Consider the following 12,623-nt stretch of genomic DNA (forward strand, 5'->3'; position numbering starts at 1 on the left):
AACTGTGCGGTGGCCATGGACCGAGGCGGCGTGGCGTGCGCGCGCGAGGCGGTTCGGTACTGTCGGCGGCGATGCACCACAACAAGACGCTCGTCGTGACCAATGACTTCCCGCCCAGGCCCGGTGGCATCCAGGCGTTCCTGCACAACATGGCGCTGCGCCTCGACCCCGAGCGGCTCGTCGTCTACGCGTCCACGTGGAAGCGGGGCCGGGAGGGGACTGAGGCGACCGCCGCGTTCGACGCGGAGCAGCCGTTCACCGTCGTACGCGACCGTACGACGATGCTGCTGCCGACGCCGCGCGTGACGCGGCGCGCGGTGGGCCTGTTGCAGGAGCACGGCTGTACGTCGGTGTGGTTCGGGGCGGCCGCGCCGCTCGGCCTCATGGCACCCGCTCTGCGCAGGGCGGGGGCGCGGCGGATCGTCGCGACGACGCACGGGCATGAGGCGGGGTGGGCGCAGCTCCCGGCCTCGCGGTCGCTGTTGCGGCGGATCGGGGAGTCCACGGACACGGTTACCTATCTCGGGGAGTACACGCGCTCGCGGATCGCGGCGGCGCTGTCGCCCGCGGCGGCCTCGCGGATGGTGCAACTGCCTCCCGGCGTCGACGAGAAGACGTTCCACCCCGGGTCGGGAGGGGACGAGGTGCGGGCGCGGCTCGGGCTCTCGGAGCGGCCGGTCGTGGTCTGCGTGTCGCGGCTCGTGCCACGCAAGGGGCAGGACACGTTGATCCTCGCGATGCCGCGGATTCTGGCCGAGGTGCCGGACGCGGTGCTGCTGATCGTGGGTGGGGGGCCGTACGAGAAGGAGTTGCGGGAGCTGGCGGAGGCGACCGGCGTCGCGGAGTCCGTGCGGTTCACGGGGGCCGTGCCCTGGGGTGAACTGCCCGCGCATTACGGGGCCGGTGACGTGTTCGCCATGCCGTGCCGGACGCGGCGTGCGGGGCTGGACGTCGAGGGGCTCGGGATCGTGTACCTGGAGGCGTCCGCGACGGGGCTGCCCGTGGTCGCCGGTGATTCCGGGGGCGCGCCCGACGCGGTTCTGGACGGGGAGACGGGGTGGGTCGTTCGCGGGGGTGTGCCCGAGGAGGCCGCGGACCGGGTCGTGGCGCTGTTGCTGGACCCGGAGTTGCGCGCGCGGATGGGGGCGCGGGGGCGGGCCTGGGTGGAGGAACGGTGGCGGTGGGATCTGCTTGCGGAGAGGCTGAGGGGCCTGCTGTAGCTTTCGCGGGCGCGACACCGTCGTGGCTGGTCGCGGGCTGCCTGGCCCGTCGTGGTTCATCGCGGGCCGCGGGTCTCGTCGTGGCTGGTCGCGCCGTTCCCCGCGCCCCTGAGATGCGCACTTCGTGCGCCATCTCAGGCCACTCGCGGGGCACCCGTAGCTGTGTCCCACAGGTGTGCTCAACAGGTGTGGTCAACAGGTGTGCCCCTGAAGGCGCGGCGTAGCCGCAGGCCTTCAGGGGCGCGGGGAACTGCGCGACCAGCCACGACGAGAGGCGCGGTCGCGCGACGGCAGATCCACCTACGGCGCGTGGGCGGCTGACCCGGTCACCCGCGGTAGATCGCCTCGATCTCGTCCGCGTAATCCTTCGCCACAACGTTTCGCTTCAGCTTCAGGGACGGCGTCAGATGGCCGGACTCCTCCGTGAACTGGGCGCCCAGGACGCGGAACTTCCGGACCGACTCCGCCTTGGAGACCGCCGCGTTGCCGTCGTCGACCGCCGTCTGGATCGCGGCCAGCAGATCCGCGTCGTCCCGGAGGGAGGCGACGGAGGAACCGGCCGGCTTGTCGTGGTCCGTGGCCCACTTGCCGAGAAACTCCTCGTCGACGGTGACGAGGGCGCCGACGAACGGCCGCCCGTCCCCGACGACCATGCACTCGGCGACCAGCGCATGCGCCCGGATCCGGTCCTCGATCACGGCCGGGGCGACGTTCTTGCCGCCCGCCGTGACGATGAGCTCCTTCTTGCGCCCGGTGATCCGGAGGTACCCGTCCTCGTCGAGCGTGCCGATGTCACCGGTGTGGAACCAGCCGTCGGCGAGCGCCTCCTCCGTCGCGCCCTCGTTGTTCCAGTAGCCGGTGAACAGGTGCTCGCCGTGGAGCAGGACCTCGCCGTCGTCGGCGATGCGGATCACGGACCCGGGCAGCGGCTGCCCGACCGTGCCGATCTTCTGCCGGTCCCACGGGTTGAAGGCGGTCGCGGCGCAGGATTCGGTGAGGCCGTACCCCTCGAGGACGGTGAAGCCGATGCCGCGGAAGAAGTGGCCGAGCCGCTCACCCAGCGGGGCGCCGCCCGAGATGGCGTACTCGCCGCGCCCGCCGAGGACCGCGCGCAGCTTGCTGTAGACCAGTTTGTCGAACGTCTTGTACTTGAGTTTCAGCGTGAACGACGGCCCCTTCGGGGTGTCCAGCGCCCGGCTGTACTCGATCGCCGTGTCCGCGGCCTTGTCGAAGATCTTGCCCTTGCCGTCGGCCTGCGCCTTGGCCCGCGCCGAGTTGTAGACCTTCTCGAAGACGCGCGGCACACCGAGGATCAGGGTGGGGCGGAACGCGGCGAGTTCGTCGGTCAGGTTCTTGATGTCGGGCGCGTGCCCGAGCTTGATCGGCGCCATGAGGGACGCCACCTCGACGAGGCGCCCGAAGACATGCGCGACCGGGAGGAAGAGCAGCACCGAGCACTCGCCCGTACGGAACAGGGGCTTCAGGCGCTCCACGACATTGCCGCACTCGGCGAAGAAGCTGCGGTGGGTGAGCACACAGCCCTTGGGGCGGCCGGTGGTGCCGGAGGTGTAGACGATCGTCGCGGGGTCGTCCGCCTTCGCGACCCGGCTGCGCTCCTCGACCGTCGCGTCGGGGACCCCGGCCCCGTCGCGGCGCAGCTCGTCGACGCCGCCGCCCTCGATCTGCCAGATGTGGAGCAGCTCGGGGAGCCGGCCGCGTACGGAGTCGACGGACGCGGCGTGCGCCGGGGACTCGACGACGATCGCGACGGCGCCGGAGTCGCCGAGGATCCACTGGATCTGCTCGGCCGAACTCGTCTCGTACACGGGGACGGTGATCGCGCCCGCGCTCCAGATCGCGAAGTCGAGCAGCGTCCACTCGTAGCGCGTACGGGACATGAGGGCGACCCGGTCGCCCGCCTGGACGCCCGCGGCGATCAGGCCCTTCGCGGCGGCCCGCACATCGGCGAGGAACTCGACGGAGGTGACGTCCTGCCAGGCACCGCCGACCTTGCGGCCGATGACGGCGACGTCCGGATGCTGCGCGGCGTTTCTGCGGACGATATCGGTCAGATTGCCGTCCGCAGGGACCTCGTACAAAGCCGGAAGGCTGAACTCGCGCAAGACTGCTGCTCCTCATAAGGCGCCGGCGCCACGACTCTGTGCGATGCGTCGGTGCGGTCCAAGATCGGGCAGGTGCTCAGCGCTTCACCGACGGACGCCGACAGACTGATCGGTCGGTCTGGCGACTCGTTGATTGAACTGAGCACGACTGGACTGCCCGGACGTTACCCACCGGTACTGCTTTTTCGGTAGGGGGTCCGAGCCAGATGTTCGCTGCGTCACACGTCACGGCGGTGCTCAGCGCAGAGTAGTCCACGTGTCCGATGACTCGGAAGTAACCGCAGGTCCGGGCCTTGTGATCACCTTCCGCTCCCCACTTTCGAGTGGTCGGCCGGTCGTCCTAGGGTGATCGCATGCGCGTTCATGTGGTCAGCGATGTGCACGGAAACTCCACCGACCTCGCACGGGCGGGAGACGGTGCCGACGCCGTCGTCTGCCTCGGTGACCTGGTCCTCTTCCTCGACTACGCCGATCATTCGCGCGGCATTTTTCCCGACTTGTTCGGGGAGGAGAACGCCGACCGGCTCGTGGAGCTGCGCACCGCCCGCCGCTTCGACGAGGCGCGCGCCCTCGGGGCCGAGCTGTGGGCGGGCATCGACCGGCGCCCCGCCATCGAAAAAGCGGTCCGCAAGCAGTACACGGAGATGTTCGCCGCGTTCCCCACCCCGACGTACGCCACCTACGGCAATGTCGACATGCCGCAGCTGTGGAGTGAGTACGCGGGCCCCGGCACGACCGTGCTCGACGGGGAGCGGGTGGAGATCGGCGGCTGGGTCTTCGGATTCGTCGGCGGCGGCCTGCGCACCCCGATGCGCACCCCGTACGAGATCTCCGACGAGGAGTACGCCGCCAAGATCGAGGCCGTCGGCGAGGTCGACGTCCTCTGCACCCACATCCCGCCGGAGGTCCCGGAGCTGGTCTACGACACCGTGGCGCGGCGCTTCGAGCGCGGCAGCCGGGCCGTCCTGGAGGCCATCCGCCGGACCAGGCCCCGCTACTCGCTGTTCGGCCACGTCCATCAGCCGCTCGCCCGGCGGATGCGGATCGGCGCCACGGAGTGCGTGAATGTCGGCCACTTCGCGAGTACGGGGCGGCCGTGGGCCCTGGAGTGGTGACGGCGGGGCCTTCTCCGCGCGATAACCTGCACTGCACTGCACCTACGCGAGACACACGCCCGCACGCCGGACCGCATCTGGAGGAGCCACCGCGATGGCGGAACACACCAGCTCGAGCATTACGATCGAGGCGGCGCCGGCCGATGTCATGGGGGTCATCGCCGACTTCGCCCGCTACCCGGACTGGACCGGCGAGGTGAAGGAGTCCGAGGTCCTCGCGACCGACGAGGCCGGCCGCGCCGAGCAGGTCCGGCTGGTCATGGACGCCGGGGCGATCAAGGACGACCAGACCCTCAAGTACACCTGGGCCGGTGAGAACGAGGTGTCCTGGACGCTCGTGAAGTCCCAGATGCTGCGGTCGCTCGACGGGTCGTACGTGTTGAAGCCCGCGGGTGGCGGGACCGAGGTCACGTACTCCCTCACCGTCGATGTCAAGATCCCCATGCTTGGGATGATCAAGCGCAAGGCGGAGAAGGTCATCATCGACCGAGCCCTTGCCGGGTTGAAGAAGCGGGTGGAGTCGGGCGGGCCGGCGTAGCGCCCCGGCGGCGTTCTCCCGTGCGGGTCGCCTTCCGTTGAGGTGCGCGGTTCCTCGCGCCCCTGGCGGTGTCTCCCCGTGCGGGCCCGCTGATCTGCGGGTGCGCGGTTCCTCGCGCCCCTGGGGGTGTTCTCCCGTGCGGGTCGGCCTCAGATGAGGTGCGCGGTTCCTCGCGGCCCTGGCGGTGTTTCCCCGTGCGGGTCGGTCTCAGTTGTGGGGCGTGGTTTTTCGCGGGTCTGGGTGGGCTGAGGCCCAGGTAGATTCGACTCCCATGCGTACCCTTTTCGTCGCCGGGCCCGGTGGTTCCGGGTGTACCACCCTTGCTGTCGCCACCGCCCTCAAGGCCGCCCGGGACGGGCTGCGTACGCATCTCATCAGCGCTGACGCCCTGCCGGGGCAGGAGCTTCCCGGGGTCGAGGTCACCCGGCTCGTCCCCTCCGAACGGCTGCGCGAGGATCTGCTCGCGCTCCAGGAGCGGGCCGGGTCCGCGCTCGATCTGCTCGGAGCCGCCAAGCTCGACGCCGACGAGCTGACCCCGTTGCCCGGAAGCGAGGAGCTCGCGCTGTTGCGGGCCCTGCGCGACAGTGCCGAGGCCGACCATGACCTGGTCGTCGTCGACATGCCTGCCGCGCCGCGCGCCGTCGCCGCGCTCGCCCTGCCCGAACAGCTGCGCCGCTACCTGCGTCGCCTCCTGCCCGCGGAGCGCCAGGCGGCCCGCGCCCTGCGCCCCGTCCTCGGCCGGCTCGCCGGGGTGCCGATGCCGACGGAGGGGCTGTACGAGGCCGCCGCCCGCTGGGACGCGGAGCTCGCCGCCGCGCAGGCCGTGATCGACGCCGACTCCACCCTCGTACGCCTGGTCGCCGAACCCACCCTGGCCGCCGCCGAGATCCTGCGCGCCACCGGCACCGGGCTCGCCCTGCTCGGCCTGCGCACCGAGGCGCTGCTCGCCAACCGGATGCTGCCCGACGGGTCCACCGACCCGTGGCTGGCCGACGCCGCCGCCCGGCAGCGCAAGATCGTCGGCCAGTGGCCGGGCGCGTACGAGATACCTCATCTCGGTCACGACCCGAGCGGCCGGGACGACTTCGACGCCCTTGACGTGCCGTCCCCGGGCGTCCCCGGGCCCCGTGGCCCCTGGCCCATGGAGGACCGCATCGCCGACGACGGGGTGCTCGTGTGGCGGATCCCGCTGCCCGGCGCCGTCCGCGAGGAGCTGACGCTGATCCGGCGCGGGAACGAGATCGTCGTCGGGGCGGGAGCGTTCCGCCGTATCGTTCCGCTGCCCTCGGCGCTGCGCCGCTGCACCGTCGCGGGGGCCGGGCTGACCGACGGTGAGCTGTGCGTGCGGTTCGCGCCCGACCCGGATCTGTGGCCGCAGACCCGGTGAACTGCGCGCACCCGTTCGGGTACCGTCGATGGGGTCAGCGTTTCCACCTGTCCTTCGCTCTCCGCAGGAGTCAGCCGTCATGAGCGACGCCACCGAGCAGTCCGCACCCCGTGTCGACGCCGACGCCTGGGAGCAGGCCTGTGCCGAGGATCTCGCGGCGGAGAAGGCCCGCCGCAGGGCCGAGTACGGGGCGCCTCCCGGCTCGGCCGCCGAGGAGCTGCGCAAGCTCGTCGACGCGGTCACCGACAAGCTGTCCGGGATACAGGCCCCGTTCCTGGGCGCGGTCGCGCAGGGCACCGCCGAGCAGGTCGCCAAGCAGTTCGTCCGCCAGGCCCGCTCCGTCGTCGAGCCCGTCATCGAGCGCAACTCCGACGTCTTCGACCATCTGGCCGCCGCCGGGTCCGAGCTGCTCGCCGCCTACCGCTCCGCCGTCGAGACGCAGGAGCGCCGCTGGACGCAGGGGGCCCAGGGCGCACAGGCCCCCGAGCCGCCCGCGGACGAAGGCCCCGGCGGGGAACACATCGACCTCGACTGAACAGCCCTCAGGTACGGTGGGCCCTAGCGGGGCTCGACCGAACTGAGGGATTCATGGGACTCACCATCGGCGTCGATATCGGCGGCACGAAAATCGCGGCCGGCGTGGTCGACGAGGAGGGCAACATCCTCTCCACGTTCAAGGTGCCGACGCCTTCCACGCCTGACGGGATCGTGGACGCGATCGCCTCGGCCGTGGAAGGTGCCAGGGCCGGGCACGAGATCGTGGGCGTGGGCATCGGCGCCGCCGGCTACGTCAACCGTCAGCGCTCCACCGTGTACTTCGCGCCCAACATCGACTGGCGTCAGGAGCCGCTGAAGGAGAAGGTCGAGGCACGCGTCGGCCTGCCCGTCGTCGTGGAGAACGACGCGAACGCGGCGGCCTGGGGCGAGTACAAGTTCGGGGCCGGCAAGGGCCACCGCAACGTCATCTGCATCACCCTCGGCACCGGCCTCGGCGGCGGCATCATCATCGGCAACAAGCTGCGCCGCGGCCACTTCGGCGTCGCCGCCGAGTTCGGCCACATCCGCATGGTGCCGGACGGCCTGCTGTGCGGCTGCGGCTCGCAGGGCTGCTGGGAGCAGTACGCCTCCGGGCGCGCCCTGGTCCGCTACGCGAAGCAGCGGGCGAACGCGACGCCGGAGAACGCGGAGTACCTGCTCTCGCTCGGCGACGGCACCCCCGAGGGCATCGAGGGCAAGCACATCTCCATGGCCGCCCGCCAGGGCGATCTGGTCGCCGTGGACTCCTACCGTGAGCTGGCCCGCTGGGCCGGGGCCGGCCTCGCCGACCTCGCCTCGCTCTTCGACCCCTCGGCGTTCATCGTCGGCGGCGGTCTGTCGGACGAGGGCGAGCTGGTCCTCGACCCGATCCGCAAGAGCTACAAGCGCTGGCTCGTCGGCGGGAACTGGCGGCCGGTGGCCGACGTCATCGCCGCCCAGCTCGGCAACAAGGCGGGCATGGTGGGCGCCGCCGACCTGGCGCGGGAGCCCGACCCCGTCATGTGACGCCCGGCGCGACCTCTGGTGCCCGTCGTTCCCACCGGGGACGGCGGGCACCGGCGTATCTTGATCTTCATGGACTCCGGCACGCTGCCCAACTCCCGTACCGAACCCGACGGTTCGGCCGTCATCCGCGTCCTCAGCTACAACATCCGCTCGATGCGCGACAGCCCCGTCGCCCTGGCCCGCGTCATGAAGGCGTGCGCCCCCGACCTGGTCCTCGTCCAGGAGGCGCCGCGCTTCTTCCGCTGGCGCAAGCAGCTCGCCCGGCTGGCCCGCGCCTCCGGCCTGGTGTACCTCTCCGGGGGTGGCAGCGCGGCGGGCCCGGCCCTGCTGTGCTCGCTGCGGGCCACGGTGGAGCACACCGAGGACGTGCTGCTGCCGCTCACCCCCGGGCTGCACCGGCGCGGCTTCGCCACCGCCGTCGTACGGTTCGGCGGCGCCCGGCTCGGCGTCGTCAGCTGCCATCTGAGCCTGTCGAAGCAGGAGCGGTACGCGCAGGGCGGGCTGCTGCTCGACCGCGTCGAGGCTCTGCGGGACGCGGGCGTCGAGCACGTCGTCGCGGGCGGTGACCTCAACGAGCGCCCCGACGGACGCACCTTCCGGCGCCTGGCCGCCGCCCTGAACGACGCGTGGGCCACCCGGCCCTGGGGGCGCGAGTACACCTCGACCCCGGCCGACCCCCATCAGCGGATCGACGCGATCCTCGCCACCAAGGGCATCGAGATCCTGGGCTGCGGGGTTCCGGCCGGCCTGCCCGAGGACGAGCTGAGGGCGGCCACGGACCATCTGCCGGTCCTGGCCGCCCTCAAGATCCCTGCCACTGCCCGCTGAACGGTCCTCGGGCCCCTGCTCTCTTCAGACCACCGCTCCGCGCCCCGGGTCGTCGTCCTCGTCGTCGTCCGACTGCATCCGGGCGACCAGCGTGGCGAAGCCGCCCAGGAAGCCGCCGATGCAGAGCGTCGCCAGCCACCATGTCATCGACCAGCCGAGCAGCACCGAGGCGAGCAGCAGCACCGGGCCGCCGATCACGGCCAGCCAGGCGAACCGGGCCGTCACGTCCGCCTCCGGGATCGGTGGCGGCTCGGGCGGCACGAAGTGGCCCTCGTCGTCCGCGTCGAAGTCGTCGTCGGACGGGGCCGCCGGGGTGTGGTCGCGGGGGCCCGGCATGGCGCCGCCGACGCCGGGGGCGAAGGAGACCGAGGAGCCGAGCGGGCCGGTGGAGGACTTGGGGTCCTTGTCGGCCTTCAGGTCCTTCTTCGGATGCCCGTCCGCCTCGTCCTCGTCCGCCCTGCCCGGGGCCGCCGAAGGTGTCGTGTTCGTGTCGGGCTCCAGGAGCGCCAGGTCCTCCACCGACTTGAACGGCTTCGCGCCCGGCGGGTCCGGCGGCTCCTCCCCGTACCCCGCGACGATCTGCGCCCACACGGCGTCCTCGTCGAGCGGGAACGCGCTCTGCTCCTCCTCGTCCCGCTGGGGCTGCCCGGCCCCGGCCGCCCCGGCCGCCCCGGACTCCTGCCCCTTGCCGCCGTCCGGGCTGTCGGGGCTGTCCGAGCTGTCTGGGCTCTCCGGCTCCCGCCGCTCCTGTTCAGCCACTGCTGGCCGTCCCTTCCGCGCCCTCGCCGGGCCCGCTCACGCCCTCGCTGGGGATCTTGCCGACACTGGGGGCGAGCCGGGCGATGAAGGCATGGCTCTCCTCGAAGATCCGGTCCGCGTCATGGTCCAACGTCGCGACGTGGTAGCTCTGTTCCAGCACGATCTCCGTGACGTCCCTGGAGGAGACGCGGCTCAGCACGCGCGCGGAGTCGGCGGGCGGCACCACATGGTCCACAGCGCTGTGCAGCAGCAGCAACGGCTGGGTCACCTGCGGCAGTTCCCGGTCCACGACCTGGAAGAAACGGCGCAGCTGATGCGCGGAGTGCAGCGGCACCCGGCTGTAGCCGAGCTCGTGCGAGCCCTCCTTGGCGATGTCGTCGACGATGCCCTTGATCGACGGGACGAGGTGCCGGACCACCGGGAGAGCGTGCACGGCGAGACCGTGCAGCTTGTTCCCCGGGTTGACCAGGACCAGGCCCGCCACCTGGTCGCCGTGGCGGGCCGCGAGGCGCAGCGCGAGCGCGCCGCCCATCGACAGGCCCGCGACGAACACCTGCGAGCAGCGCTCCGTGAGGTCGCGCAGGGCGCGGTCCACCTCCGCGTACCAGTCCTGCCAGCCGGTGACCGCCATGTCCTCCCAGCGGGTGCCGTGGCCCGGCAGCAGCGGGAGCGAGACGGTCAGGCCCTGCCCGGCCAGGTGTTCGGCCCAGGGGCGGAGCGACTGGGGTGATCCGGTGAAGCCGTGACAGAGGAGGACGCCGACCTCGCCGCCGTCATGGCGGTACGGCTCGGCTCCGGGAAGGACCGGCACCTTCGGTCTCCAGTTCGTGAAATCCGTGGAAGCGGCGGAAGAGGCGGAGGACGGGTGAAGACGGGAAAGACGTGCTCCTCACCGTACGCGACCGGACTGACACCGACCAGGGTCGTCGGGCCCCCGGGCGGCCCCGCGGGTTAAGGTCTGAACCTCGGACGAGGGAAGGCAGTGGGTTGATCTACGGCGCAATGAAGGTGGCCATCGGGGGGCCGCTGAAGCTCGGTTTCCGGCCGTGGGTCGAGGGCATCGAGAACATCCCTGCCGAGGGGGCCGCGATCCTCGCCAGCAACCACCTCTCGTTCTCCGACTCGTTCTTCCTGCCGGCCATGCTCGACCGCAAGGTCACGTTCATCGCCAAGGCCGAGTACTTCACGACGCCCGGCGTGAAGGGCAAGCTGACGGCCGCCTTCTTCAAGGGCGTCGGCCAGCTGCCCGTGGACCGTTCCGGCTCGCGCGGCGCCGGTGAGGCCGCGATCAAGAGCGGCCTCGAGGTTCTGGAGCGCGGCGAGCTGTTCGGCATCTACCCCGAGGGCACGCGCTCGCCCGACGGCCGCCTCTACCGGGGCAAGCCGGGCGGCCTCGCGCGCGTGGCGCTCGCCAGCGGTGCGCCGGTCATCCCCGTCGCCATGATCGACACGGAGAAGATCCAGCCGCCGGGCAAGGTGATGCCGAAGTTCATGCGCCCCGGCATCCGCATCGGCAAGCCGCTCGACTTCACCCGCTACCAGGGGATGGAGGGCGACCGGTTCGTGCTGCGGGCCGTGACCGACGAGGTCATGTACGAAATCATGAAGCTCTCCGGTCAGGAGTACGTCGACATGTACGCGACCGCCGCGAAGCGGCAGATCGCGGAGGCGGCCAAGGCCGAGAAGGAAGCACAGAAGGAAGCACAGAAGGATGCGCACAAGGATGCGCAGAAAGAAGCGCACAGGGATGCGCACAAGGAACGGGGCGGCGCTTAGCCGCCGGCCGTTCGAGCGGTGCACGGGGGGCAGGGATCATGGGGAGCACGGTCAGGCGCGAGCGGGTCGTACGGATGTCGGTGGAGCAGCCGCTGTGGCGCGCCCTGCTCGGCTACCGCGTCCTCACCATGCTGTACGCGATCGGCCTTTTCGCCTCCGCGTACGAGGTGTACGAGCGGCCCTGGGTGGCCGTCGGCTACTTCGCCGTCATGGCCGTGTGGACCCTCGCGACGCTGCCGCAGGTGTCGGGCGCCGGGCGCTGCACCAAGCGGTTCCTCGCCGCCGACCTGACGATCGCCGTCGCCGGCATCCTGCTCTCGCCGGTCGCGGGCCACGAGCGGGCGGTGACCGGCGGCTCGACCCTGCCGTCGATATGGACGGCGGGCGCGGTCCTCGCCTGGGCGCTCAAGGGCGGCTGGCGCTGGGCGGCCTCGGCGTCCCTGCTCGTCGGCGTCGCCAACGTGGTCCAGCGCGGCGTCCTGAGCCGCAGCACCCTGCACAACGTGCTGCTCGTCTGCATCGCTTCCATCGCCATCGGCTACGTCGTCGAGGTGGCCCGCGCCTCCGAGCGCACCCTCGCCCGCGCCCTGGAGATCGAGGCGGCGACGCGGGAGCGGGAGCGCCTCGCCCGCGACATCCACGACAGCGTCCTCCAGGTCCTCGCCATGGTGCAGCGGCGCGGCAACGCCCTGGGCGGCGAGGCCGCCGAGATCGGCCGGATGGCGGGCGAGCAGGAGGTCGCCCTGCGCACCCTGGTCGCCGGCGGTCTGACCCCGGCCTCCCGCGCCTCCGAGGACGCCGCGCAAGGAGCGGTCGTCCGTACGGTGTACGAACCGGAGCGGGCCGCGGACGCCGCTGACGCCGACGCCGCGGAACGCCGTGACCTGCGGCCCCTGCTCGCCGGGCACGCGGGCGCCCGCGTGACCTTCTCCGAGCCGGGCGCCCCGGTCCTGATGCGGCCCGCGGCCGCCCGCGAACTGGCCGCCGCGGTCAGCGCCGCCCTGGACAATGTGTGGCAGCACGCGGGCGCGGACGCGCACGCGTGGATCCTCGTCGAGGACGACCCGGACGCGGTGATCGTGACCGTACGGGACGACGGTCCCGGCATCCCCGAGGGGCGGCTCGCCCAGGCCGAGGGCGAGGGGAGGCTCGGCGTCGCCCTGTCCATCCGCGGCAGGCTGCGCGACATCGGCGGCACCGCCGAGCTGGTCTCGGTGCCGGGTCAGGGCACGGAGGTCGAGCTGACCGTACCGAAGAAGACCTGACGCGCAGATACGGCACAGACATGGACGACACGGGGGAAGGCGGGACCGGAGCGATGTACGAGCAGCACGG

General features: G+C 71.8%; 12 protein-coding genes. 9 read left to right on the plus strand and 3 right to left on the minus strand.

What is annotated here, in order from left to right:
* The first annotated feature begins 71 nt into the window (after positions 1 to 71).
* A complete protein-coding gene (locus ACH4RC_RS08460; RefSeq protein WP_398196967.1) occupies positions 72 to 1,220 on the plus strand; it encodes a glycosyltransferase family 4 protein in 1,149 nt (382 codons plus the stop codon).
* Between the two features lie 326 nt (positions 1,221 to 1,546).
* On the opposite strand, the gene ACH4RC_RS08465 is transcribed toward ACH4RC_RS08460, so the two are convergent.
* Positions 1,547 to 3,343: an AMP-dependent synthetase/ligase gene (locus ACH4RC_RS08465; protein WP_398196970.1), complete on the minus strand. Its 1,797-nt coding sequence runs from the start codon at positions 3,341 to 3,343 to the stop codon at positions 1,547 to 1,549.
* A gap of 353 nt (positions 3,344 to 3,696) precedes the next feature.
* On the opposite strand from ACH4RC_RS08465, the gene ACH4RC_RS08470 reads away from it, so the two are divergent.
* The 6 genes from ACH4RC_RS08470 (at position 3,697) to ACH4RC_RS08495 (ending at position 8,753) form a co-directional block, all read left to right on the plus strand.
* A complete protein-coding gene (locus ACH4RC_RS08470; RefSeq protein WP_398196972.1) occupies positions 3,697 to 4,458 on the plus strand; it encodes a metallophosphoesterase in 762 nt (253 codons plus the stop codon).
* 94 nt (positions 4,459 to 4,552) lie between these two features.
* Positions 4,553 to 4,996: an SRPBCC family protein gene (locus ACH4RC_RS08475; RefSeq protein WP_398196975.1), complete on the plus strand. Its 444-nt coding sequence runs from the start codon at positions 4,553 to 4,555 to the stop codon at positions 4,994 to 4,996.
* Positions 4,997 to 5,267: 271 nt separating this feature from the next.
* Complete coding sequence (locus tag ACH4RC_RS08480) at positions 5,268 to 6,383, plus strand: ArsA family ATPase (protein WP_398196978.1); 1,116 nt, start codon at positions 5,268 to 5,270, stop codon at positions 6,381 to 6,383.
* A 79-nt stretch (positions 6,384 to 6,462) separates the two neighbouring features.
* The gene (locus tag ACH4RC_RS08485) at positions 6,463 to 6,918 is read left to right on the plus strand and encodes a DUF5304 domain-containing protein (RefSeq protein ID WP_398196981.1); all 456 of its coding nucleotides are present in this window, start codon (positions 6,463 to 6,465) and stop codon (positions 6,916 to 6,918) included.
* Positions 6,919 to 6,971: 53 nt separating this feature from the next.
* The gene (locus tag ACH4RC_RS08490) at positions 6,972 to 7,925 is read left to right on the plus strand and encodes an ROK family glucokinase (RefSeq protein WP_398196983.1); all 954 of its coding nucleotides are present in this window, start codon (positions 6,972 to 6,974) and stop codon (positions 7,923 to 7,925) included.
* A gap of 69 nt (positions 7,926 to 7,994) precedes the next feature.
* The gene (locus ACH4RC_RS08495; protein ID WP_398196986.1) at positions 7,995 to 8,753 is read left to right on the plus strand and encodes an endonuclease/exonuclease/phosphatase family protein; all 759 of its coding nucleotides are present in this window, start codon (positions 7,995 to 7,997) and stop codon (positions 8,751 to 8,753) included.
* Between the two features lie 24 nt (positions 8,754 to 8,777).
* On the opposite strand, the gene ACH4RC_RS08500 is transcribed toward ACH4RC_RS08495, so the two are convergent.
* Together ACH4RC_RS08500 and ACH4RC_RS08505 are read right to left on the minus strand one after the other, a co-directional pair.
* A complete protein-coding gene (locus ACH4RC_RS08500; RefSeq protein WP_398196989.1) occupies positions 8,778 to 9,512 on the minus strand; it encodes a hypothetical protein in 735 nt (244 codons plus the stop codon).
* Positions 9,505 to 10,323, minus strand: coding sequence for an alpha/beta hydrolase (locus ACH4RC_RS08505; protein ID WP_398196992.1), 819 nt, complete (start codon positions 10,321 to 10,323; stop codon positions 9,505 to 9,507). The genes ACH4RC_RS08500 and ACH4RC_RS08505 overlap by 8 nt, the downstream gene beginning before the upstream one ends.
* A gap of 191 nt (positions 10,324 to 10,514) precedes the next feature.
* On the opposite strand from ACH4RC_RS08505, the gene ACH4RC_RS08510 reads away from it, so the two are divergent.
* Entirely contained in the window at positions 10,515 to 11,288 is a 774-nt protein-coding gene (locus ACH4RC_RS08510; protein WP_398197861.1) for a lysophospholipid acyltransferase family protein, read from the plus strand.
* 38 nt (positions 11,289 to 11,326) lie between these two features.
* Positions 11,327 to 12,553, plus strand: coding sequence for a MacS family sensor histidine kinase (macS, locus tag ACH4RC_RS08515; protein ID WP_398196994.1), 1,227 nt, complete (start codon positions 11,327 to 11,329; stop codon positions 12,551 to 12,553).
* Positions 12,554 to 12,623: the final 70 nt, after the last annotated feature.

Origin of the sequence: Streptomyces sp. NPDC016845 (assembly GCF_044332585.1) — a bacterium.
Classification (GTDB): Bacteria; Actinomycetota; Actinomycetes; order Streptomycetales; family Streptomycetaceae; genus Streptomyces.

Excerpts from the sequence above, each read along its gene's own strand:
- ACH4RC_RS08460 (WP_398196967.1), top strand. The coding sequence starts at position 72 with ATGCACCACAACAAGACGCTCGTCGTGACCAATGACTTCCCGCCCAGG.
- ACH4RC_RS08470 (WP_398196972.1), top strand. The coding sequence starts at position 3,697 with ATGCGCGTTCATGTGGTCAGCGATGTGCACGGAAACTCCACCGACCTC.
- ACH4RC_RS08475 (WP_398196975.1), top strand. The coding sequence starts at position 4,553 with ATGGCGGAACACACCAGCTCGAGCATTACGATCGAGGCGGCGCCGGCC.
- ACH4RC_RS08480 (WP_398196978.1), top strand. The coding sequence starts at position 5,268 with ATGCGTACCCTTTTCGTCGCCGGGCCCGGTGGTTCCGGGTGTACCACC.
- ACH4RC_RS08485 (WP_398196981.1), top strand. The coding sequence starts at position 6,463 with ATGAGCGACGCCACCGAGCAGTCCGCACCCCGTGTCGACGCCGACGCC.
- ACH4RC_RS08490 (WP_398196983.1), top strand. The coding sequence starts at position 6,972 with ATGGGACTCACCATCGGCGTCGATATCGGCGGCACGAAAATCGCGGCC.
- ACH4RC_RS08495 (WP_398196986.1), top strand. The coding sequence starts at position 7,995 with ATGGACTCCGGCACGCTGCCCAACTCCCGTACCGAACCCGACGGTTCG.
- ACH4RC_RS08510 (WP_398197861.1), top strand. The coding sequence starts at position 10,515 with ATGAAGGTGGCCATCGGGGGGCCGCTGAAGCTCGGTTTCCGGCCGTGG.
- macS (WP_398196994.1), top strand. The coding sequence starts at position 11,327 with ATGGGGAGCACGGTCAGGCGCGAGCGGGTCGTACGGATGTCGGTGGAG.